Source organism: Humibacter ginsengisoli, assembly GCF_054780095.1.
The window spans coordinates 106467-129400 of the sequence record NZ_BAAGWZ010000012.1; the positions used below are offsets into that span (position 1 = coordinate 106467).

23 protein-coding genes are annotated in these 22934 nt (G+C 67.6%); 6 read left to right on the forward strand and 17 right to left on the reverse strand.

What is annotated here, in order from left to right:
* Positions 1–2 precede the first annotated feature (2 nt).
* The 7 genes from ACYVI5_RS17535 to ACYVI5_RS17565 all read right to left on the reverse strand — a co-directional run bounded on the left by ACYVI5_RS17535 (position 3) and on the right by ACYVI5_RS17565 (position 6227).
* On the reverse strand, positions 3–458 hold the full coding sequence (locus ACYVI5_RS17535; protein ID WP_460581376.1) for a MarR family winged helix-turn-helix transcriptional regulator: 456 nt from the start codon (positions 456–458) through the stop codon (positions 3–5).
* Positions 451–906 (reverse strand): SRPBCC family protein, encoded by a 456-nt coding sequence (locus tag ACYVI5_RS17540; protein WP_460581377.1) that lies wholly within the window; start codon positions 904–906, stop codon positions 451–453. The genes ACYVI5_RS17535 and ACYVI5_RS17540 overlap by 8 nt, the downstream gene beginning before the upstream one ends.
* Before the next feature lie 90 nt (positions 907–996).
* Complete coding sequence (locus ACYVI5_RS17545; protein ID WP_460581378.1) at positions 997–1704, reverse strand: purine-nucleoside phosphorylase; 708 nt, start codon at positions 1702–1704, stop codon at positions 997–999.
* Positions 1705–1840: 136 nt separating this feature from the next.
* Positions 1841–2536, reverse strand: a complete 696-nt coding sequence (locus ACYVI5_RS17550) for an NAD(P)H-hydrate epimerase (RefSeq protein WP_460581379.1) — start codon at positions 2534–2536, stop codon at positions 1841–1843.
* A 166-nt stretch (positions 2537–2702) separates the two neighbouring features.
* Entirely contained in the window at positions 2703–3848 is a 1146-nt protein-coding gene (locus ACYVI5_RS17555; protein WP_460581380.1) for a class I SAM-dependent methyltransferase, read from the reverse strand.
* 208 nt (positions 3849–4056) lie between these two features.
* Positions 4057–5442, reverse strand: coding sequence for an LLM class flavin-dependent oxidoreductase (locus ACYVI5_RS17560; RefSeq protein WP_460581381.1), 1386 nt, complete (start codon positions 5440–5442; stop codon positions 4057–4059).
* 104 nt (positions 5443–5546) lie between these two features.
* On the reverse strand, positions 5547–6227 hold the full coding sequence (locus ACYVI5_RS17565) for an exonuclease/endonuclease/phosphatase family protein (RefSeq protein ID WP_460581382.1): 681 nt from the start codon (positions 6225–6227) through the stop codon (positions 5547–5549).
* Between the two features lie 400 nt (positions 6228–6627).
* On the opposite strand from ACYVI5_RS17565, the gene ACYVI5_RS17570 reads away from it, so the two are divergent.
* Positions 6628–7596, forward strand: a complete 969-nt coding sequence (locus ACYVI5_RS17570) for a patatin-like phospholipase family protein (protein ID WP_460581383.1) — start codon at positions 6628–6630, stop codon at positions 7594–7596.
* Between the two features lie 120 nt (positions 7597–7716).
* Here ACYVI5_RS17570 and ACYVI5_RS17575 read toward each other — a convergent pair whose 3' ends face one another.
* Positions 7717–7989, reverse strand: coding sequence for a glutaredoxin family protein (locus ACYVI5_RS17575; protein WP_460535564.1), 273 nt, complete (start codon positions 7987–7989; stop codon positions 7717–7719).
* A 196-nt stretch (positions 7990–8185) separates the two neighbouring features.
* A complete protein-coding gene (locus tag ACYVI5_RS17580) occupies positions 8186–8635 on the reverse strand; it encodes a MarR family winged helix-turn-helix transcriptional regulator (protein WP_460581384.1) in 450 nt (149 codons plus the stop codon).
* 96 nt (positions 8636–8731) lie between these two features.
* Between ACYVI5_RS17580 and ACYVI5_RS17585 the strand changes: the two genes are divergently transcribed.
* Both ACYVI5_RS17585 and ACYVI5_RS17590 read left to right on the forward strand, forming a co-directional pair.
* Positions 8732–9136, forward strand: a complete 405-nt coding sequence (locus ACYVI5_RS17585) for a hypothetical protein (RefSeq protein ID WP_460581385.1) — start codon at positions 8732–8734, stop codon at positions 9134–9136.
* Positions 9133–10731, forward strand: coding sequence for a multicopper oxidase family protein (locus tag ACYVI5_RS17590; protein ID WP_460581386.1), 1599 nt, complete (start codon positions 9133–9135; stop codon positions 10729–10731). Before ACYVI5_RS17585 ends, ACYVI5_RS17590 begins: the two co-directional genes overlap by 4 nt.
* 252 nt (positions 10732–10983) lie before the next feature.
* Here ACYVI5_RS17590 and ACYVI5_RS17595 read toward each other — a convergent pair whose 3' ends face one another.
* From ACYVI5_RS17595 to dnaK, 6 genes are all read right to left on the reverse strand, one after another.
* Entirely contained in the window at positions 10984–11670 is a 687-nt protein-coding gene (locus tag ACYVI5_RS17595; RefSeq protein WP_460581387.1) for an SGNH/GDSL hydrolase family protein, read from the reverse strand.
* A 201-nt stretch (positions 11671–11871) separates the two neighbouring features.
* On the reverse strand, positions 11872–12564 hold the full coding sequence (locus tag ACYVI5_RS17600; protein ID WP_460581388.1) for an SGNH/GDSL hydrolase family protein: 693 nt from the start codon (positions 12562–12564) through the stop codon (positions 11872–11874).
* Between the two features lie 48 nt (positions 12565–12612).
* Positions 12613–13035, reverse strand: coding sequence for a heat shock protein transcriptional repressor HspR (locus ACYVI5_RS17605; RefSeq protein ID WP_460535591.1), 423 nt, complete (start codon positions 13033–13035; stop codon positions 12613–12615).
* A gap of 80 nt (positions 13036–13115) precedes the next feature.
* Positions 13116–14114, reverse strand: a complete 999-nt coding sequence (locus ACYVI5_RS17610; RefSeq protein ID WP_460581389.1) for a molecular chaperone DnaJ — start codon at positions 14112–14114, stop codon at positions 13116–13118.
* Between the two features lie 137 nt (positions 14115–14251).
* Complete coding sequence (locus ACYVI5_RS17615) at positions 14252–14941, reverse strand: nucleotide exchange factor GrpE (RefSeq protein ID WP_460581390.1); 690 nt, start codon at positions 14939–14941, stop codon at positions 14252–14254.
* Between the two features lie 2 nt (positions 14942–14943).
* A complete protein-coding gene (dnaK, locus tag ACYVI5_RS17620; protein ID WP_460535598.1) occupies positions 14944–16812 on the reverse strand; it encodes a molecular chaperone DnaK in 1869 nt (622 codons plus the stop codon).
* A 490-nt stretch (positions 16813–17302) separates the two neighbouring features.
* On the opposite strand from dnaK, the gene ACYVI5_RS17625 reads away from it, so the two are divergent.
* Positions 17303–17737: an NUDIX hydrolase gene (locus ACYVI5_RS17625; protein ID WP_460581391.1), complete on the forward strand. Its 435-nt coding sequence runs from the start codon at positions 17303–17305 to the stop codon at positions 17735–17737.
* A gap of 199 nt (positions 17738–17936) precedes the next feature.
* On the opposite strand, the gene ACYVI5_RS17630 is transcribed toward ACYVI5_RS17625, so the two are convergent.
* Positions 17937–19205, reverse strand: a complete 1269-nt coding sequence (locus ACYVI5_RS17630; protein ID WP_460581392.1) for an alpha/beta hydrolase family protein — start codon at positions 19203–19205, stop codon at positions 17937–17939.
* A 166-nt stretch (positions 19206–19371) separates the two neighbouring features.
* Between ACYVI5_RS17630 and ACYVI5_RS17635 the strand changes: the two genes are divergently transcribed.
* Both ACYVI5_RS17635 and ACYVI5_RS17640 read left to right on the forward strand, forming a co-directional pair.
* Complete coding sequence (locus ACYVI5_RS17635; RefSeq protein WP_460581393.1) at positions 19372–20172, forward strand: sugar phosphate isomerase/epimerase family protein; 801 nt, start codon at positions 19372–19374, stop codon at positions 20170–20172.
* A gap of 407 nt (positions 20173–20579) precedes the next feature.
* Positions 20580–21935, forward strand: a complete 1356-nt coding sequence (locus ACYVI5_RS17640) for an MFS transporter (RefSeq protein ID WP_460535606.1) — start codon at positions 20580–20582, stop codon at positions 21933–21935.
* Here ACYVI5_RS17640 and ACYVI5_RS17645 read toward each other — a convergent pair.
* Complete coding sequence (locus tag ACYVI5_RS17645; RefSeq protein ID WP_460581394.1) at positions 21928–22890, reverse strand: Gfo/Idh/MocA family protein; 963 nt, start codon at positions 22888–22890, stop codon at positions 21928–21930. The genes ACYVI5_RS17640 and ACYVI5_RS17645 overlap by 8 nt on opposite strands.
* Positions 22891–22934 lie beyond the last annotated feature (44 nt).

A 22934-nucleotide genomic window follows, 5' to 3' on the forward strand; every position in this document is an offset into this window, starting at 1 on the left:
GGTCAGCCGTCTGCGAGCGCCCGCAGCACCGAGACGACGCGCTCGGTCTCGACGCCCGCGAAGAACGCTGCGTCGGCATCCTCAACGACGGCAACCGCCCTCGCTGCCAGCTCCTCGCCCGCGGGCGTTACCCGGATCGTCTTGGCCCGGCTGTCGTTCGGGTCGGGTGCTCGCGTGAGCAGGCCCTTCGCCTCCAGCCGGCCGAAAACCTCCGACGCGGTCTTCACCTCGACGCCGGCCTGTGCGGCCACGCGCACCTGGTTCGGCGTCTCGCCCGCTCGGCTCAACCACCACGCGCACGCGAGCAGCACGAACTGCGGGTGCGTGAGGCCGAGCGGTGCGAGAGCGGATGCCATCGCTCGCTGCCACGCGCCGGTCACGCGCCAGAGCAGGAACCCCGGGCTCTCCGCCGGGCCGCCTGCGAAGCGGGTGCCGGTCGCGGGAGTGCTGTCAGGCATCCGTCTGCTCGGTCTCGTCTTCGGGGTCGTACTCGCCGACGGCCGCGGCCTCGAGCAGTCGCTGCATCGACTCCGGGAAGTCACCGGAGATCTGCGGTCCGAGCTCGGGCCCGACTTCATCGGCGGATGGCCCGTCGATCTCGAGCCGGTGCGTCACGTTCGTTCCCTCGCCGTCCGGGACGAGCGTGTGCCGGAAGCGCAGGACGAGGTCGTCGAATACCGTCTCGTCGGCATACGTCGAGCCCTCGACAAGGTCGACGATGGTCGAGTCGAAGGTCTCCTGCCCCTCAGGCGTGACGGAGACCCGGGTGCCGACCGCGAACGGTCCGTGCAGGACGAACTCGTCGCATCCCTCGTACGTCAGTCGCCCCTCGTGCAGGGCGCGCAAAGCGGCCCACACCTCCGCGGCCGACAGCGGCGTGTGCGCGGTGTATTCGGTGCTCCACATGGTGGCTCCTCATGCTGTACGGTTATTGCACGTGCTCGGATGATCTGTGAACAGATTATCCGAGCACGTGCTGTGCGGCAAGAGGCGGTGTTAGGAGAACAGCGCCTCGATCGCGACGTCCACCATCGGCGCGTATCGCGTCTCGCGGTCGGCCGAGCTGAGCTCTTCTCCCCGCAGGATGTGATCACTGACGGTCAGCACCGTGAGCGCCTCCCGCTTTTCCAATGCAGCGATCGCGTACAGTCCCGCGGACTCCATCTCGATACCCAGCGTTCCGCGGGCGGCGAGCGCCGCAACCTTCTCCGGCGAGCTGCCGTAGAACGTATCGGAGCTCAGCACGGCGCCAACGCGGTGCGGGAGATCACGGGAGCGAGCTGCCTGCACGGCGGCCTCGAGCATCCCATAGGCGGGAGCGTGGCTGAGGCTGACGCCCGGCATCTGCAGGCCCGGCAGTGCCGAGTCGGTGTGCGCCGAGGAGGCGATCACCAGTTCGCCGAGTGCCTGCCCCTCGGCCAGGCCGCCGGTCGTGCCGACGCGCACGATGCGCTGTACGTCGTAGAAGCGGAACAGTTCTGTGGCGTAGATGCTCATCGACGGGATTCCCATGCCCGAAGCGAGCACGGTGACAGCACGCCCGCGGATGCTGCCAGTCCAGCCCTCGATCGAGCGCACGTCGGTGACGAGGCGCGGCTCGTCGAAGAACTCCTCGGCGATGCGACGGCCGCGACGAGGGTCGCCGGGCATCAGCACGAGCGGCGCGATCTCGCCGGATGCGGCTGCTATGTGCGGTGTGGGCATGTCTCTCCTCAGCTTCTGCGTTGGGCTCGGTTCCGGCTTTGCGGCGGCGCCTGCGGCGAGCCACCCCGCTAATGCCGAGCCACCCGCCTATTCGCGCACATTCGGGGGTGGCTGGGCAACATCCGGGTGGTTCGTCTCACGGGATGACCACCAGCGGCTCGACGGCCTCGAGGTCGCGGCCCAGGCCGATGTCGACGAGCACAAGGCGACCGGCGTACGACGATGCGGGCTGGCGCAGCAGGCCCGCCTTGTGTGCGCCGAACGTGGCCGTGGCATCCGCGCGCAGCACGACGCCGTCCGGCACGGCGCCGGTATCGGGATCGACGCCGCTCGGCAGGTCCACCGCGACGACACGGTGGCCCGGCGCCGACGCCAGCGGCTGCAGCGCGGCGACCACCTCGCGCGCGATGCCGCGGAGCGCCGGGCTGCGGTACGCGCCCGTGCCGAGGATCCCGTCCACGATGACATGCGCGCCGGCCGCGGCATCCAGCACTGAGGCCACCGCGCTATCGCCAGGATCGACCGTGCGTGCACCGGCCCTCAGCGCGGCGGCCAGCCCGGCCTCGTGCGTTCGCGAGCCGAGTTCGGCGACGAGCACATGGCATCCGGATGCCGCCAGCTCGGCCCCGGCGAACAGCGCGTCGCCGCCGTTGTTGCCCGAGCCCACGAGCAGCAGAACGTTCGCCTCGGCCGGCGGAACGCCGAGCGTGGCGAGTTCGTCGCGGATCACCCTGGCCAGCCCCGCCGCCGCGATCGCCATGAGCGGTTCGCCCGCCGCCAGATGCGGCGCCTCGGCCGCGCGGATCTGCTCGGCGGAATATCCCCGGATCACGTCAGCGACGATACGCGCGGATCGGCCCGACGGTGAGGTTCTCCGCCCGTTCAGGTTCATGACTCAGGAGTCGAATGGTCCGCAGCGCGGCGAGTCACGTGCATCGGCTCCCGCCGTTGCGCGAACGTCCTGAGCTATGGACAGGGAGGCGGCGCTGACGGCGCGTTCACGCGCGGGTCGACGCCGTAATCGTGAACTTGCGGTTGCGGTCCACCTGCCGCGTCGGGCCCACGAGCTTGCGCAGCGCCGAGCGGTAGTCCAGGTGCGAGTTGTACACGGTCCAGAGCTCGCCGCCGGGGGCGAGGATGCGCGCCGCTGCGGCAACGAGCGTCCGCCCGACCCGTAGATCGAGGGCTGCGCCGTTGTGGAACGGCGGATTCAGCAGTACGAGGTCTGCCCAGCCGTCGGGGATGCCTTCCCCTGCGTCTTCGCGCCGCACCTCGACCCGGTCGCCGACGCCGTTCGCCTCGGCGGTTTCCCGAGCGGATGCCACGGCCACGGCGGACTGGTCGCTTGCGATCACGCGCACCGCCGGTCGCCTCAGCGCGAGAGCTGTTGCGAGCGAGCCGGTTCCGCACGCGAGGTCGACCGCGGACCCTGCGGCGGGAACGGCCTCGTCGAGGTGCTCGAACAGGAAACGGGTCCCGATATCGATGCGCGTGCCCGCGAACGCGCCGCCGTGTGCGCACACCCACAGTCCCGGTGCGATGTCGGCGTGGAACTCGCGGTGCGGCCACTCGGCCGCGGTGTTCGGCGCCGGTCGGGGCCTGGTGATCGTGAGCACCCTGGCCTTCTGCCGCCCGAGACCGACGTCGATGCGACTGAAGTGCCGGGCGAGCACGTCGTTCATCGCGGGCGTGAGGTGCTTCTGCATGCCGCCGGCGAAGACCGTGACACCGGGGTCGGCGTGGGCCGCGAGCATCCCGGCCACCTCGTCGAGCTCGTCGAGACTCTTCGGCAGACGGAGCAGCACCGCTCGTGCACCGCGGGCCAGCTCGGGGTCGAGGTCGCAGGCCTTGTAACAGCTCTGGAGGCCGAGCCGTTCGGCGTTCGCGGCGAGGGCGCGTTCGGACACGAGCGCATCCTGGTGCACCCGGATGCGCCCACCCGCGGCACCGCTCATCCGGTCGGCTGCCGCGAGCGTGAGCGCGCCGTACGTGTCGCCGACGACAACAACCTCGTCGGGCTGCACCTGGCCGAGCGCGGATGCCGCAGTGTCGAGGATCAACCGATCCGCGGCATCCGAGGCAAACAGGTTGTCGGCCTCTGTGTCGGGCCAGCGGCGCAGCCGCCCCCACTCGAACTCGGCCATCCACTCAGCGTAGGGGCGGCCGAGTTCATAACTCCTGCAATCTCGTCGGTGCGCACCGGCCCTTCCCGGCAAGTACGGCTCGACCGCCCGGTCCGCGAGTGAACTTGCAGGAGTTATGAACGGGCGGGGCGCCGCCGAGCGGACCGTGCGATGCGCGGGCGAGACCGGTTTCGTCGCTCCCGTGCTGGTCGGGCCGGTTGGATGTGCGTCAGGCGGTGCGCTCGAAGGCTCCGACCCGGTACTTCGCGGCGCGGTGGTCGTCGGGCACCCGGTCACCCGCGCCGTGCAGCTTGTTGCGCAGCGTGCCCTCGTCGTACTCGGTCGGGTACGCGCCACGCTCCTGCAGCACGGGGATGACGTGCTCCACGACGTCTTCGAACGTGCCGGGGGTCACGACGTAGGCCAGGTTGAAACCGTCGACGTCGGTTTCCTCGACCCAGTCCTGCAGCAGGTCGGCGATCGTCTCACCGGAGCCGACGACGAACGGCCCGAGGCCCCCGATGGCGCTGTGCCTGGCGATGTCGCCGACGGTCCACTCGCGGCCGTCTTCGTTGTTCTCCTGGAAGCTCGCCACCACGGACTGGATCGCGTTCGACTTCACGTTGCCGATCGGCTCGTCGAGCGCGTACTGCGACAGATCGATGCCCATCCAGCCCGACATGAAGACGAGCGCGCCCTCCTCGCTGGCGTAGCTCAGGTACTCCTCGTACTTCGCCTGCGCCTTATCGTCCGTCTCGTCGGTGATGACCGTGAGCAGGGTGTAGATCTTCGCGGCGTACCGGTCGCGACCGGCAGCCTCGAGGGCATCCCGGATCTTCTTCACGGTGGATGCGACGACCTGCTTGGTCGGCCCCGCGATGAAGATCGCCTCTGCGTTCTCCGCGGCGAAGCGAACGCCGCGCGACGACGCCCCCGCCTGGTAGATGACCGGCGTGCGCTGCGGCGACGGCTCGGCGATGTGGATGCCAGGCACGGTGAAGTGCTTGCCCTTGTGCCCGATCTCGTGCACCTTCGCGGGGTCCGTGAATATGCCGTTCTCGGCATCCTTCACGACGGCGTCGTCTTCCCACGAGCCTTCCCACAGTTTGTAGAGCACCTCGAGGTACTCGTCGGCGTGGTCGTAGCGGTCGTCGTGCTCGGCCTGGTCGTCGTGCCCCATGTTGCGGGCGGCAGAGGGCAGGTAGCCGGTGACGACGTTCCAGCCGATGCGGCCCTTCGTGAGGTGGTCGAGCGTCGACATGCGACGCGCGAAGGGATACGGATGCTCGTACGCGGTCCCCGCGGTCACCCCGAACCCAAGGTGCTCGGTGACATATGCCATCGGAGGAATGACCAGCAGCGGGTCGTTCACCGGCACCTGTGCTCCGTTGCGGATGGCCGCCTCGTTCGTTCCGCCGTACACGTCGTACGTGCCCAGCACGTCGGCGATGAAGATGCCGTCGAATCGGCCGCGCTCCAGCAGCTTTGCGAGCTCGGTCCAGTACTCGAGGTCTTTGTAGTGGTCGGCACGGTCGGCCGGATGCTTCCACAGTCCGGACGTCTGGTGCGCGACGCAGTTCATGTCGAAGGCGTTGAAACGGATCTGGCGTGGCATCCGTCCATGGTCGCCGACGCACTTGTGTGCGTCGGCCGGCGCCGCAACATTGCGTCACACGGCGTGAAGCGGCCGCACAGACAGGCACGCGCCCGACGCATGTATCAGCGGTCGGCGAATGCGAGGTGCAGGTGCGGGAGATGTTCGCGGTCGAAGACGGCAGTGAGCAACCGATCGCCGAGATCGGCACCGACCGCGTAGACATACGGATCCGTATCGATGTGGACGCCCTCGACGTCGCGCCCGTTCACGGTCACGTCGACGGGCTGCACATGCGACTCACGCACGCGGCTCCCGGCCCCGGGCCGCGGAATGCCGTCCGCGCTCCGGTCGCCGGGCTGGGGGTGCTTGTTCATCAGGATGTAGTTGACGTGTTCGACAAGTTCCTCGCTCACCGACGGACGTCTACGGGAATCGGGGGAGTACCACGCCGTGCTCACGGCATCCCAGAGGAACGGATACCGCATCCGTCTCCTGTGCTCGGCGAGCCATTCGGGAAGCGCTCGCGGTGGCGGGGTGTCGAGCGCGCGCCGCATGTCGTCGGTCAGCTCGGCCAGGTTGCGCGGGTCATCCTTCTTCTCGGGAAACCGCCAGAGCGTGTACGAGATGCGCACGGAGCGGTCGAGCGTCACGCCGTTGGCGGTCTGCGCGTTGCTGCCGCCGCCGAATTCCTCGATGGATGCCTGCTGCACAAGGCCCAGCACCGGCACCGGCAGCAACCCGGCCCAGTCATCGATCGACGGCGGTGCCGGACGGTCGGACCCCGCATTCCCGGCGAACCGCATGCGCCCCACCTTGGACCGTGCGCTCGGTGTGCGTCAAGGACCACGCTGGCCGAACTCGCTTCGGCGTGTCTCAGTACCTGTGCGTTCCCGGCACAGAACTCGCAGCTTCTGTGACACGGCCGAGACTCGCGTCACAGAACACGCGACCTCCGCTGCCCCGAATCAGCATCTTCTGAGACATGCGGGTTTGAAGCGGCCCGGATCGAGGCGCGGGCCCGGATCGAGGCGCGGCCGCGGCTCGATCGCGTGATACGGTTCCGGACGATCGTGGTTCAGTCGGAGGAGGTGAGACCCATGTACGAAGTAACGGCAAAGGGTGCTCCCCTCCAGCGCACGATCCTGCGACTCCGGTAGTCGCCACCGGGAGCGCCCGACAGGCACATCGCGAGAGGCGACTCCCATGAACACAACACTTTCTTCGGTCTCCGGTGCGCGCGAGCGCGCGCTCGTGCTCCACGGCGGCGGCGCCGCCGGCAACGCGTGGGAGATCGGCGTCATCGCCGGTCTCCTCGACGAAGGACTGGATGCGACGGATGCCGACCTCATCGTCGGCACCTCGGCCGGTGCCACCGCCGCCGCGCAGATCACCGCGGCCGACCCTGCCGACCTGCTGGCAGACATCCTTTCCGCCGCTCGCGGGTCGCACCCGAGCACACCCGGGCCGGGTGCGCCCCCGCCCCAGTCGAGCGCACCGGGACAGCGCACGCGCCAGCAGGCCACATCGGAGGGCGGGGCGCGTACGAGCCCGACGGTGAACCACTTGGAACGTACGAACCGCATCATCGCCGCCTCGACGGATGCGGCCGACATGCGCCACAGGATGGGCGCAGCCGCGCTCGAGCTCGATGCCGCGTCGGGCGGCGCGTGGTCTGCGCGATGGCGTGAGATCGTCGCCCGCCGACTGCCCAGCGACCGTTGGCCGGAACGAAGGATCCTCATCACGGCGGTCGACGCTCGCACCGGCGATGGCGTCGCGTTCGACCGCGAAAGCGGCGTCGAGCTGGTGGATGCCGTCGCCGCGAGCACGTCCAGCGGCGATCCGTACCGCATCGGCAACGACCTCTACATCGACGGCGGCTACCGGCGGAACGAGAACGCCGACCTCGCGACCGGGTACGCACGTGTACTCGTTCTCTCACCGTTCGGCGGCCGGACGCGGCACCCGCTGGAATGGCGGATGCAGCTGGCCGCGCAGGTCGAGGAGCTGCGAGCGGCGGGCAGCCACGTCGAGACAATCCTCCCCGATGCCGCCTCACTCGAGGCGTTCGGCGACGACATGATGGATGTGTCGCGCCGCCCGGCATCCGCTCGTGCCGGCTACGAGCAGGGCAAAGCGCGGGCCGCCGAACTCTCCGGGTTCTGGCGCTGACCCCTCTCGCCGAGTCACCCGGAAAGCGTCGAGCCACCCGGAAAGCGTCGAACCACCCGCATATTCGCGACTATTTGCGGGTGGCTCGGCGATTTGCGGGTGGCTGGAGGAATCGGGGCGCTACGCCGTCAGCGCGTCGAGCTTCGCCTGCAGCTCGGGGTCGGTCGGCTCCACGAAGTGCGTGCCGTCGGGAAACACGACCACGGGAATGTTCGTGCGGCCGCTGATCGCATGCGCCTTGTCGGCCTGCTCCGGGTGCGCCTCGAGGTCGATGTATTCATAGTCCGCGCCGACTCGGTCGAGCAGCGCCTTCGAGCGGCGGCAGTCGCCGCACCAGGCCGCGCCGTACATCGTGACGCGGTCGACGGGAGCTTCGGTGAGGTTCTGAGGCATGCATCCAGATTAGGGCGGATGCCTGAACGCCGATTCGGCTCGCAAGTAGCGACCTCCGGCCTGTGGGTATTCGACGTCGAGGAGGATCCGAGGACGAGCGCCATTCGGGCCGCCTCAGGAACGATCGGGCCACCTCACCGCTCGGATCCAACGACCGGCATGGTGCCAATCGTGACTCTGTCCTCACCTTGGCCGGTCAATTGTCGTCCGGCTGGTTGAGGGTGGTCGAGGGGTCCACAAATCGTTCCAGGAGTTCGGTGAGTTGTACGAGTTCGGGTTCGCTGAACGGGTGGAAGAGGTCGCGTCCGACGGTTGCTGCCCGGGTGAGCGCATCCTGCGTGATGGTGTACCCGGCTTCGGTGAGGGTGAGGCGGTTCACGCGTCGGTCGGTTGGCGAAACTTCCCGGGAGACCAGTCCAGCGTCGACGAGAGCATCGATCGTTCGCGCCATACTCGCCTTGTCGCTGCCCATCAGCGTTAGCAGCTCCTTATGTGTGGATTCGCCGCGACGCGACAGATGCAGCAGCACGCCGAAGTGCTTCCCGGTCAACGACAACGGTTCGAGCGCGATATTCAGGGCGGCGGCGGCTTTGCTGTGCGCTTGCCGCAGTAGCACCCCGAGCTTCAATCGGTCAGGCGTGGACATCGTCTTCCCATCGTCGCAGCTTGCGGGGCAGCGCTAGAGGCATTAGATTCACGTGGAACTGTTTCTACTGAAACTATCACGGGGATTGAGGATTCGATGAGCAGTGACGCACTGGACGGGCGGTCGTCCTCGACCCGGGGGCCGGCTTGGCCACGGTGGGTGCTCCGGGTCACGAGCATGGTGGCGGCGATCATGCTGTTCGATCAGGCGATCTTCGCCGGTCAGTTCCTCTCCGGGGTGTATCCGATGCTCCACACTCACCGCGAGAATGCGACGTATGCCGGCATCAGTGTGCTCCTAGCGGCAGCTGCTGCGGTCCTCTTCCGGTGGCCGGGTCGGGGACCGTGGTGGCCGATCGTGGCATACCTGGGTCTATTCGGGGTGGTCGCGCTTCAGATCGTGCTCGGGTTCTCCCAGGCCCTGGCGATCCACATCCCGTTGGGCGTGACGATCATTCTCGCCGCTGTCATTCTGGCGGTGCTGATGTGGACGCGGCGATGAGCGAGCTGAATCGACGGTCCTTCCTCGCCGGTGGTGTAGGCGTCGCCGGAGGCGTCGGGGCAGCGGTCCTGCTCGGTGTGGGATTGCCCTATGCGTTAGGTCCTAGCAGCGCGTCCTCCGACGGCGCGGTCCTGGTCAGCCGGCTCCGACGACCGCGACCCTTCACGCAACCGCTGCGTGTGCCGCCGGTGTTGTCGCCGACGCATTCAACGGCCGACAGCGACTACTACGCGATCACCGCCCGGCAAGCCGCGGTGTCGATCGTCCCCGGTACGACAACGAGGATCTTCGGATTCAATGGCATCTTCCCGGGCCCTACGATCATCAGTCGTCGCGACCGCACCACAACGGTGCTGCATCGCAACGAGCTGCCGATCCCGATCGTTGTTCATCTACACGGTGGGCACACACCCGTGGAGAGCGACGGCTACCCGATCGACCTGGTCTACCCGGTCGACATGCGTTACCTGAACGCACACCGGATGGCGATGGGCGGGTCCATGAAGGGCATGCCGGGGATAGGATCCGACGACGCCGGAGATGTCAGCCACGGCCAGCGCGTCTACACATACCCGATGCATCAACGCGCCGCCACCCTGTGGTACCACGATCACCGCATGGGCTTCACCGGCCCGAGCGTGTGGCGCGGCCTTGCCGGGTTCCACCTCGTCCGCGACGAGGAGGAAGACGCCCTGCACCTTCCAAGCGGGCGGTACGAGTTGCCGCTGTTCCTCGCCGATCGCAGCTTCGAGGCCGACGGGTCCTTCCGTTACCCGAGCACCGACCCGACAATGGTCAACACGCCCGGGGTGACGACCTCGTTCATCGCGGGGGTGCTCGGCGACGTCATGCTCGTCAACGGCGTCCCCTGGCCCAACGCCGCAGTGGACCGTGCCAGTTATCGGTTACGGATCCTGAACGGGTGCAACGCCCGACGCCTCAAGTTGCGGCTCGACCCGCCCCCTGAGGGCGGCATCGTCCAGATCGGCACCGAAGGCGGGCTCCTGGCCGCCCCACTCGCCCACGACGATTTCGAACTCGCCGAAGCCCAGCGACTCGACGCGATCATCGATTTCAGCCGGTACCGGCCGGGAACAGAAGTCACGCTCTATAACGACTTCGGCGAAGGCGAGATGGGCCGCATCATGCGGTTCACCATCCGACCCGACTCAGGCCACCGTTACAACGTGCCCGACCGGCTCTCCGACCTGCAGCCAGTGGATGCATCGAGAGCGGCGATCACTCGCAGCTTCCGATTCCAGGCAGGTGGCCCGGGCTGGGTCGTCAACGCGCAACCCTTCAGCCCCGACGTCGCGCTCGCACGTCCCCAACTCGGCCAACTCGAGATCTGGGAACTCTTCGCCGACTCGTACCACCCCGTGCACGCCCACCTCGACCCATTCCAGATCATCGCCCGCGGCATCACGGGTCCTGGCCCCTACGACGCCGGCTGGAAAGACACCATCGACCTCAAACCAGCCGAACAAGCCCGCATCGCCGTGCAATTCAACGACTACGCCGGCCGATTCGTCTTCCACTGCCACAACCTCGAACACGAAGACATGGCAATGATGGCCAACTTCATCACCAGCTGAACCGCGGCCGCTGATCGGATACCGCCCAAGCCTGGATCATCGAACTCGACTGGGCCACCCAACATGACATCCGGATCGCGGCGAATGCCTGCATCTCCCGCGCGTACTCGTCTGCTGGCTGAGCCGGAACCGACCTGCTGGAACTCGCGACACGAGGATACCTTCGGCCGGCACGCGGCGAACGACGTGATCGTCGGCACGCAGGTCGTGGTGCGCGGGTCGGTCGCGCCGCCACACCCGTAAAAGCGCTCATCACCGCCGCTGCGTGTCGACGACGGGCTGGACCAACCCGGCCTTCGACAGCGCGGACTGCACCGCGGCGGCGATCACGAGCTGGCCGGCGGCGGTGGGATGCACGTCGCCGCCCTGCATGAGGTCGGGCCTGTCTTTCAGGGGGTTGCCGATATCGAGGTAGGTTCCGCCGACGGCTGACACCGCGGCCTTCAGGTCCGTTCCCATCTGGTCGAGCTGCGGCGGCGGGTCGTTCTGATTCCAGATCGCGCTGAAGCCGATGATCTCGGCCTTCGGCAGCGCCGCGTGCAACTCGTCGACGGCCTCGACCATGGCGGACCTCACCTCAGGTTCGGGCACGCCCAGGTCGTTGCTGCTCGCCGAAACGATCACGATCGACGGATGCGACGTGATCGCCTCGCGCACCTGCTGCAGGAAGGTCGTCCCGTCGTCGCCGACCGTGACGAAACCGTCTCCGTCGGCCGACAGGTTCGTGAGCGACCAGTCGTCGTCGTGCGCGATGATCACCGGCCACGCCTGATCGGGCCGCAGATTGTGGCCGTCCATGATGGAGTCCCCGATCGCGACGGCCGTTGAACGTCCCGCCGTCGCCGCAGCGGCCGGGGCCCCGACCGTGAGGTATCCGGCGACGGCCAACGCCACGGACGCCATGGCCAGCGCCGGCGCGATCGGCCGCTTGAACTTCATAACGATCAGGTTACGAACCCAGCTGTTGCCGCCGGCCAGAGCTGGCGATGAGGTTCCTATGAGGTGCCAGGCCAGCGTGGCCTCCACGCCATGGCCTGTGACGCGTCGCGCGTTCCACCGGAAAACGACGCCTGAGCCGCAAAGGCAGCGACACCGCTTCCGGCGGACCCTTCGGTTTCCGCTGCATCGTGCGAAGTCTCGTCACACGACGTGGGTTGCACGCATCCGCGCCTCGACGGCGGCGGCGATGACGAGCTGGCCGTCGGAGGTCGGATGCACGTCATCGGACTGCATGTAGCCCGGCTTTCCGAGCAGCGGCGTTCCGATGTCGAGGTAGGTACCTCCGACGTGCTTGACGGCGGCCTCCATGTCGTCGTTGATCTCGTCGAGCTGCTTCGGATGCTCGTTCTCGTTCCACACCGGGCTCACGGCGACGATGCGGGTGTGCGGAAGATCGTGCCGCAGCATGTTCATGGCGCTGATCATCGACGCCTGCACATCAGACTCGGGCACGCCGAGGTCATTGCTGCTGCCCGAGATGATCACCATCGACGGGTCGAGCTGAACGGCCTCCTTCACCTGGTCGGCGAAGATCGAGCCGTTGTTGCCCTTGGCGACGAAGCCCGCCCCGTTGGTCGCGAGGTTGACCAGGTGCCAGCCGTTGTAGCCGGCGATCACCTTCGGCCAGGCCTGATCGGGATCCAGCCCGTTCCCGTCCATGATCGAGTCGCCGATGGCGACGACGGTGGTGGCATCGGCCGGCTGGTCAGCGACGATCGGATGACTGCGCAAATTCGCCGAAAAAGTCGTAGCGACCACGAGTGCGGCGACGCCGAGCACGACTGCTGCGGCGCTCACGCCCAGCGCCACGGCAGCGACGGGCGTCCGTGTCATGACATCGACGCTACGACTCGAAGCTTTTGCACGCACTGCACGCTGTCATCACCGGTCGAGCGGCCGCCAGACGACCACCTGGTTGCTGCGCCGCACCCGGGTTCCGGCGCGCAGCGAGACGACCTCGCCCTCGGAGCCGGCGGCGAACACCCGGCGACCTGGCCGGTTCAGCATCTCGTCGGCGAGCGCGGTCTCCAGCTCGCGCACCCGTGCGCCGAGCCGGTTCACCTGGTTCTCGAGCTCGAGGATGCGCCGAATGCCCTCCAGGCTGACGCCCTCCGAACCGAGTCGTGCAACCTCCCGTAGCTGCACCACATCGCGCATCGAGTAGCGACGCGACCGCCCGGCCGTGCGGCGCGGGCTCACCAGTCCGAGCCGGTCGTATTGCCTCAGCGTCTGTGGATGCATGCCGGCCAGCTCGGCGGCCGCGGTGATCGCGAAGACGGGCGTCGTCTCATCCAACTCGACCATCACCGCTCACCTCCGCTCTCTTCAGAAGTCTTCCGCATTCGCTGGTTTCGACGCGCTCGACCGGCGGTGTCGACTCGAGGTCACCGCGCCGCTGCGCGCGCCTTCGCGAGCAGCTCCTCGCGCGGATTCTCGTCGGGCAGCGTGGCGTCGAACGCTTTCAGCGCATCCTCACCCTGCTTGCTCAGGTGCGATGGCACGACCACCTGCACCTCTGCGAGCAGGTCGCCCGTCGCCTTCTTGGAGGCGACGCCTCTGCCCTTCACGCGCAGCACCCTGCCGCTCGGCGTTCCGGGCGCCACCTTGAGCCGTACCGTTCCACCGTCGAGCGTCGGAACCTCGATCGTGGCGCCGAGCGTCGCCTCCGCGAACGTCACCGGCACCATGACGCGCAGGTTCAGACCCTCGCGTTCGAACACCGGATGCCTGCGCACCGTAACGGTGAGGTAGAGATCGCCGCGTTCGCCGCCATCCGGGGAAGGACGTCCCTTACCTGGCACACGGATGCGCTGCTTGTCGCTCACCCCTGCCGGAATGCGCACCTTCACGGTCTCGCCGTCCACGGTCAGGTGCACGGTCTCGCCGGTGACAGCGGTCTGGAAGTCGATGGTGGTGGATGCCGAGACATCCTGTCCACGGGTTGGGCCGCCGTAGCCCCGGAATCCGCCCGTCGACTGGCCGAAGCGCCCGTTGCCGAAGAGGCCGCCAAGCAGGTCGTCGTAGCCGGCGCCGCCCTGCTGGAATGTGTAGGACTGCCCACGGCCGCCCTGGCCGAACATGCCGCCGAAGACATCCTCGAATCCACCGGCGTTCGCGCCTCCGCCGGGTGCCGTGAACCGGGCACCGGAGCCCATGGCCCGAATCTGGTCGTACTCCTTGCGCTGCTCGTCGTCGGAGAGCACGGAGTACGCCTCGCTGATCTCCTTGAACTTCGCCTCGGCCTTGGCGTCGCCCGGGTTGGAGTCCGGGTGGTACTGGCGCGCGAGCTTGCGGTAGGTCTTCTTCAGCTCGGACTGCGAAACGTCTTTGGAGACGCCGAGCACCTTGTAGAAGTCCTTGTCGAACCAGTCCTGACTGGCCACCCGGCACCTCCTTTCTGTGTGTTCTGTTCTTGCGTGTTCGGTTGTGAACGGCGGCGTGTCATCGTTTCAGGTCGCAGTTTTCGTCATCATGTGGGCTCGAAAGCGACGAAAACTGCGACCTGAATGGAATGCGGACGCTACTGCGGGACCGCGACGACCACCTTGGCCGCCCGCACCAGCGTAGAGCCGAGCGTGTAACCCACCTCGACGACGTCGAGGACGGTCGGCTCGGTCACATCGGGCGACGGCTGCTGGAAGATCGCCTCGTGCACGTTGTGGTCGAACGCCTCGCCCGCGGCACCGAACGGCTGCAGCCCTAGCTTCTCGGAAGCCGCAGCGCGCAGCTTGCCCGCGATCGTCGCGAATGCCGTCTCGCCCTCGAGATCGCCGTGCTTCTCGGCACGGTCGATGTCGTCGAGCACGGGCAGGATCGCCTTCGCCGCGTCAGCGACGGCTCGTTCCCGCTCGACCTCTCGGTTGGCCTCGGTGCGCTTGCGGTAGTTCGCGTACTCGGCTGTCACCCGCTGCAGGTCGGCGAGCCGCTCGGCGGCCAGTTGCTCGGCGCTGGACTGGCCCGACAAGAAGTCGAGATCCGCGTCGGAGAGGGATGTCTCGACATCCGGACCCTCATAGCCCTCGCCGGTGTCGACCACCTGCTCGTGCTCGAGATCGGGATCGGAGTCACCAGATCCGGGCCGCGCGGCGGAGTCCTTCGACTCCGCCGCGTCGCCGTCCGGCCGACGAACCTCGCCCGTCTCGGGGTCGATGCGTCGCTTGTCGCGGACGACCGGCTCCTCGTGCTCGTTTGATTCGTCGTTCTTCGCCATGACTACTTCTTCTCGTCCTCGTCGTCCACGACCTCGGCGTCGACCACGTCCTCCTCGGGGTTCGGCACTTCGCCGTTGCCCGGGTCGGCCACGTTCGGGTCGCCCTGCTCGCCCTGCGCCTGAGCGGACTGGTAGATCGCCTCGCCCAGCTTCTGCTGGCTCGCGATGAGCTTGTCGTGCGCGGCCTTCACCGCGTCGTCGTCGTCACCTGCGAGAGCGGACTTGAGGGCATCCACGTCGCCCTGCACGTCGGTCTTCACGTCCGCCGGCAGCTTGTCGTCGTTGTCCTTGATGAGCTTCTCGATGGAGTAGACCATCTGCTCGGCGCTGTTGCGCACCTCGGCGGACTCGCGACGCTTCTTGTCTTCTGCGGCGTGCTCCTCGGCCTCGCGCACCATGCGCTCGATGTCGTCCTTCGGCAGCGAGGAGCCACCGGTGATCGTCATCGACTGCTCCTTGCCGGTGCCCTTGTCCTTCGCGGACACGTGAACGATTCCGTTCGCGTCGATGTCGAAGGTGACCTCGACCTGCGGGATGCCCCGCGGCGCCGGCGCGATGCCGGTCAGCTCGAACGTGCCCAGCGGCTTGTTGTCGCGGGTGAACTCGCGCTCGCCCTGGAACACCTGGATCGCGACCGAGGGCTGGTTGTCGTCGGCGGTCGTGAACGTCTCGCTGCGCTTGGTCGGAATGGCCGTGTTGCGCTCGATCAGCTTCGTCATGATGCCGCCCTTGGTCTCAATGCCGAGGCTCAGCGGGGTGACGTCGATGAGCAGAACGTCCTTGCGCTCGCCCTTCAGCACGCCGGCCTGCAATGCGGCACCGACGGCGACAACCTCATCGGGGTTGACGCCCTTGTTGGGCTCCTTGCCGCCGGTCTCCTGCTTCACGAGATCCGACACGGCGGGCATGCGGGTCGATCCGCCGACCAGCACCACGTGCGCGATGTCGGAGACCTTGATGCCGGCCTCCTTGATGACATCCTGGAACGGCTTCTTAGTGCGGTCCAGAAGGTCGGAGGTCATCTGCTCGAACTGGGCCCGGGTGAGGGTCTCGTCGAGGTTCGCCGGTCCGTTCTCCGTCAGCGACAGGTAGGGGAGCTGGATGCTCGTCGACATCGAGCTGGAGAGCTCCTTCTTCGCCTGCTCCGCGGCCTCCTTGAGGCGCTGCAGCGCGATCTTGTCGCCGGAGACATCCACGCCGGTGGTGTCCTTGAACTTCTTGATCAGCCAGTCGACGACGCGCTGGTCCCAGTCGTCACCACCGAGGCGGTTGTCACCCGCCGTGGAACGAACCTGGATCGTGGAGAAGTCGTCGTCCTTGCCCACCTCGAGCAGCGACACGTCGAATGTTCCGCCACCGAGGTCGAAGACGAGGATGAGCTCGTCTTCCTTGCCCTTGTCGAGGCCGTACGCCAGCGCGGCAGCGGTCGGCTCGTTGATGATGCGCAGCACGTTGAGGCCCGCGATCTCACCGGCCTCCTTCGTGGCCTGGCGCTCGGCGTCGTTGAAGTACGCGGGAACGGTGATGACGGCATCCGAGACCGAGTCGCCGAGGTACTGCTCGGCGTCGCGCTTCAGCTTCTGCAGAATGCGCGCGGAGATCTCCTGCGGCGTGTAGTTCTTGCCGTCGATCTCCTTCTTCCAGTCGGTGCCCATGTGACGCTTGACCGACGTGATCGTGCGGTCGACGTTGGTGACGGCCTGGCGCTTGGCGGTCTCGCCGACCAGCACCTCGCCGTCTTTGGTGAATGCCACCACCGACGGGGTGGTGCGGAATCCCTCCGCGTTGGCGATGACGACGGGCTCGCCGCCCTCGAGCACGGAGACGACGGAGTTCGTCGTTCCGAGGTCGATACCTACTGCACGTGACATGTGTTGTGTTTCCCTTCCTCGGGCGCACACGACGTGCACCCTTGTGGTCTAAGCGCCTTCTGCGCTCGCGACCGAAGCCAGTGGAGCGATCCTCGTTCGCGCCGGTACCGTCCTGTCGTTCGGCGTTGCCGAGCCGATCATGGCGAACCGATACACGAGAGTTGAGTCTCGCAGGCTCAACTTATGTCAGAGCTGGATGTCGTGTCAAGCTGAGTTCCGAAAAGTTGAGCGCACTTGTATCAACTTCCGCCGACTGCCGTCTATTCCGATTTCGGCTCATCCGCTGCATGACAACTGCAGCGACGACGGCCAGGGGTGCCAGTGACAGGAGCTTGCGCCGTGCGGACATCCCTCCAGTCCACTCGGCCACGGCGGCGCGTGAACCGGCTGACAAGGATCCCGCTGCTCGGCGACCGCTCATCGTCTGACGCGTGCGACCGCCGGACGGCGTGCCAGCCGCTCGTCGCAGGCGCCTGAGACAATGGGGGGCGTGACCCACGACGATCTCCTCGACCGCCTCACCGCGCTCGAAGCGTCGGATGCGCGAGAGGCATACCTGCGATTCGTGGGGGTGAACGGCGACGCGGCACTCCGACGCGAGGGCGGCCCTGAGCACGTGACCGCGTCGTGCTTCGTGTTCTCGCCAGATCTCGAGCGCACGCTGCTGTGCTTTCACCGTAAGGGCGGCTTCTGGGTGCAGTTCGGCGGCCACGTCGAGCCGCAGGACGACTCGATCGCAGACGTGGCAGTGCGGGAGGCACGGGAGGAGTCGGGCATCCAGGAGCTCGAGCTGCTGACCGAGGCGATCGTCGACCTGCACCGGCATGAGCTCGGCAGCGGTTTCGCGTGCTCCGCGCACTGGGACATCGGGTTCGTGGCCGTCGTCGATCCGGCAGCTCCTGTCGTGGTCAGCGACGAGAGCTGAGGACGTGCGCTGGTTCCCGGTCGACGACCTGCCGGCGCTCTCTGCCGACGGTCTCGGCGAGCGCATGAGGCAGGCGCTGGATGCGGCTGGGTCCGCCCTCGGGAGTCGCGCGCCCGGGAATTGGTGACGCTTTTCGCGCATCCAGCTGCATGACGGGTGCACAATTCGCGGCCCACCCGTCAGGGCAGGCGCGGCCGCGCTAGAGCAGCCCGCGAGAGGGATACCGCGTCGTCGCGGTCGCGGCGTTCGCGAGCGACTCGGTGCCGGCATCCAGGTATCCGAACGTGGTCACGTGCTCGCTGTACTTCTTGGCCAGCTCGTTCATGTTGGTCAGGTTGGCGTAGGCGGCCGAGGTGGGGTCGTTGTTCCAGTTCGAGTGCTTGATCGGTTCGTGGGCGGTGACCGGCAGTTTGCCGCTGGATCCCTCCACGTGCAGAATCGTCGCCCCGAAGGACGGCGCCCGTGGATCCCTCCGCGTCAACCGTCCCCACTGGGCCTGGGTGTCGCCGGTCGCCTCGCCGGCGTACACGTACTCGCAGTGCAGGGCACGGGCATCCCTGATGTTCTCCTCGATGCCCGCGGAGCCGAGCATCACGAACGCGAAGACGCCGAGCCGGGCGGATGCCAGAGCGTTCGCCGCCGTCGTCGTGCCGTAGGAATGCGCGATGACGCTGAGGTCGACGCCCACCGCACCGTCGCGGCTGACCTTGAAGCCGCGCAGCGCGGCCACCAGATGCGGCGCCCCACGTGCGGCATACGCGCCGAGTGCCGCGTCGATGCCCGGTGGCGGGGTCACGTAGCCGATCCACGCGATCACGGAACGATTCGCCGGTGCACCGGCCTTGCCCTGCTCGTCGTAGACGTTCTGCGCGGCCTGCGTCCAGAGCTGCATGTCGTCGGCGTACGTGCCCATGCCCGGCACGTCGAACGTGACCTGCATCGCGGTGTCGGGGTTGCCGACCGCCACCGCCGCGAGCGGGCGTGCCGCTGGAGTCAGTTCGACGAGGTAACGGCGAGGGTTCCGCGCACCGCTGAGTGTCGCCTTCACGGCCTTCAGGGCGCGCAGCCGGAACTGCGCCGTCTCATCCTGCGGAGCGGATGCCACCCGCTTCGTCGTCGACTTCAGTGACTTGGCGAGGTAGATGCGGTTCGCCTTGTCGCGGTCCGTGTAGTCGACGCCCTCGAGGTTGCCGATCAGTTGCGGCGCGTTCCTGAGCGCAGCCTTGCGCTCCTTCGCTGACGCCTTGTTCCACAGGTCGTCGACGTATCGCCCGTCGGCGTTGGCAAGGTCGACCCCGATCGCCGGGTTCTTCAGCAGATACGCCTGCGCCTGCTTCGGCGACATGCTCCACAGCGCCTGCAGACCGTCGTCGACCAGCTGCTTGCCGGCCGGCGGCGCCATCAGGATGCCCGCGACCGCCACCGCTGCCATGGCCAGAACGCCGGTCGCCCGCGCCCAGCCGATCATGAGCCGAGTCTAGGTCTGTATGCACGTGCGCCGATGCCCCGAAATGGGGTACGTCCCATGAAGCATTACAGCCCGCGCTCTCGCGGCGAGAACAGCGGCAAAGTTGCTGTTCTCGCCGCGTTCTGCTGTTCTGCAAGAACCGCCAACCACCACAAAGGAGCCCTTCATGTCCAACCCCTCCGTTCAGCTGTACTCGGTGCGCGACGCCATCGACGCCGATCTCGACGCCGCCGTCGCTCGCGTTGCCGAGATCGGCTTCCGCCAGGTCGAGCCGTACGCGTTCCACCTGCGCACGGCCGACTACAAGCGTGCTTTCGCGGCATCCGGGGTGACGGCGCCGTCCGGTCACGCGCCCGTCATCGATTCGGATGCTCCCGGCTCGATCTTCGACGCCGCCGCCGAGCTCGGCATGAACACGGTTATCGACCCGTTCATCCCGACCGACCGGTGGCAGACATCCGATGACGTGCACCGCCTCGCGGACCGGGTCAACGAGCTGACCGCCGAGGCCACGTCGCGGGGGCTCGAGTTCGGCTACCACAACCACCAGTGGGAGTTCACGAACAAGGTCGATGCGCGTCCCGTCTACGACCTGTTCGTCGAGTTGCTCGGTCCGGACACGGTGCTCGAGGTCGACACGTTCTGGGCGACGGTCGGCGGTGCGGACGCCCCCGCGGTGCTGCGTTCGCTCGGCGACCGGGTGCGGGCGCTGCACATCAAGGACGGCAAGATCGACGACGACATCAAGAACGTGCTGCCCAGCAGTGAGAGCGCGCTGATCGTGCCCGAGGCGCTGAAGGCCGCGTTCGAGAACCAGACGCCGGCCGGCCAGGGAGATGTCGACGTGCGAGCCATCCTGCAGGCCGCACCGAACGCGCTGCGTGTCGTGGAGTTCGACGCCTACCGCGGCGACGTCTTCGAGGGGATCGCGCAGTCGCTGGCCTGGCTGAAGGAGAACGACGCCTGAGGTAGCGTGAGCCGGATGCCGTGTGGCCGCCGTCGGCGGCCACACGCGTTCCTCTCTCGCCCCTCCCCCCGAAAACAGGCAGGAAACCGCATTCCTCCCGAGAACAGGACAATTTGGCCTGTTCTCGGGAGGAATGCCTGTTTTCGGGCACGGTTCCGCACCGTCGCACCGGAGCTGGCAGAGCCTTCCCGAACGGGCGCATCCGCGGACCCGTGAACCGTTGCCGCGCGGTAAAGCGATCAAAGGCGTCCACGATTCCCGGGGCGTCGACGCTCCGCGCCCACCCAGTCGCTCGCCGGCCTCTGCCATGCCATGATCGCGCCTGACGCCGCTCAACTGACTCCATCGGCTCGGCAATGCGAGCAAGCTCGCATTGCTCTCGCCTCAGTCGCCAGTAGGGTGTGCGCATGAGCGACGTGGCCGGCGCCGGCAGAGATGCGGCATCCCCTGTCATCCCACCCGACGGCGCGCCGATCCTCCCCACGCGCACCGGCTTCGGCCGGGTACTCGCCTGGGGTGCATGGGACTGGGGATCCTCCGCCTTCAACGCCGTCGCCACGACGTTCGTGTTCACGGTCTACCTGACGAGCAAGTCGTTCGGCGACAACACCCAGCTCTCGCAGCTGCTCAGCTGGACCATCACGGCGGCCGGCATCATCGTGCTGCTGCTCGCCCCAGTGCTCGGGCAGCGCACCGACACTTCCGGCCGGCGCAAGCTCTGGCTCGGGGTGAACACCGGCGTCGTCGTGGTCTGCCTCGCGCTGATGTTCTTCGTGCAGGCCGCACCCGCGTATGTGTGGCTCGGCCTCGCGCTGCTCGCGATCGGCACCGTGTTCTTCGAGATCGCCGGCGTCAACTACAACGGGATGCTCCGCCAGATCTCCACACCGAAGACCATCGGCAAGGTGAGCGGCCTGGGCTGGGGCATGGGGTACGTGGGCGGCATCGCGCTGCTCTTGATCGTCTATTTCGGCTTCATCCACCCGAGTGTCGGCCTGTTCGGGGTGACCAGCGCGAACGGTCTGTCGGTTCGTGTCTCGATGCTCATCGCGGCGCTCTGGTTCGCGGTATTCGCGCTTCCCGTGCTGTTCGCCGTTCCGGAGAACCGCGCGCTCGCCGACTTCGGACGACCGCGCGTCGGCTTCTTCCGCTCCTACGCGGTGCTCGGCCGAGACATCGCCCGCCTCTGGAAGACCAGCCGCCACACCGTCTACTTCCTGCTCGCCAGCGCGATCTTCCGCGACGGCCTCACCGGCGTCTTCACGTTCGGCGGCGTGCTCGCAGCCGGATCGTTCGGCTTCTCCTCCGGCGAGGTCATCATCTTCGCGATCGCCGCGAACGTCGTCGCCGGCATCGCCACCATCGCGGTCGGCACGCTCGACGACCTGCTCGGACCGAAGCCGGTCATCCTGACATCCCTCATCGGACTCGTCGTCTGCGGCTCGCTCGTCTTCGTGCTGCACGGCGGCGGCCAGATCGTGTTCTGGACGCTCGGCCTCGCCCTGTGCCTCTTCGTCGGGCCGGCGCAGTCGGCCAGCCGCACGTTCCTCGGCCGCCTCATCCCGCCTGGCCGCGAGGGCGAGGTCTACGGCCTGTATGCCACGACCGGCCGGGCCGCTACCTTCATCGCACCGCTGGCGTTCGGCCTCTTCGTCACCATGGGCGGCAAGCAGTACTGGGGCATCCTCGGCATCGTGCTCGTGCTCGCCATCGGACTGGCCGTGATGATCCCGGTGAAGGCGAAGCAGGACCAGCTCAGCTGACCGGCATCCAAGCACCGCCGGCGCGCAAGGAGTCGCGGGCGGCGAGCGCGGTGCGGAGTGCGACGATGGCGTCCTCGACCGGCGCGATGGTCGACGGGGTTCCGGATGCCACGCACTCCAGAAAGTGCGCCGCCTGCCTCGCGTAGGGGTTGAGCGGTCGGACCGGCTCGATATGTTCCGCATCGACCGACCCCCGCACGGTGAACTCCTCCGTGGGTCGCTCTCCGCCGATGAAACGAGTCGTGATGACACCGGCGTCCCCGGTTACTTGCAGGGCGGTCGCGAACGAGGTGGCCGCGGGCATCCGTGCGTGGCTCATCACCTGGGCGAGCGCGCCGTCGTCGTATCGCACCGTCGTCTCCACGGGGCCGAGCGGGTGCGTCGCAGCCGCCCTGACGCCGATCGGCTGCCCGAGCAACAGGTTGGCCTGGTCGAGGTCGTGTATGCCGAGGTCGACCGCGACACCTCCGGACTGCTCCTCGTCGAACCACCACGGGGTGTTCGGCGGAGCGATCATCCGCTCCGCCCGCACATGGAACGGATGCCCCACCGCACCCGCTTCGACGAGCTCACGTACGCGCACGTAGGCGTCGAAGAACCGCACGACGTGTCCGACCATGAGCACGCCAGCGGAGTCTCGTGCCGCCTTGACGATCGCGTCCGCGTCGTCCACGGCGAGCGCCATCGGCTTCTCCAGCAGCACGTTCCTGCCGGCTCGCAGGGATGCCACGGCGAACTCCCGGTGCGTGGGGGTCGGCGTGCAGATGGTCACGATGTCGACGGACGGATCGCCGAGCACGACCTCGAGGTCGGTCACGGTGCGGGCGTCCGGGGCGTCCTGCAGCGAGGCATCCGCCCGGCGCGAGACGAGGTACGACACCTCGGCACCCACCTCGCGCCAGGCGGCCGCGTGGGCGGCGCCGATGGTTCCGGGCCCGATGATGGCGACGGTCATGGGGTCATCCTCCCAGGAGCCGATCGTCCGACGGGCAGTTCAGG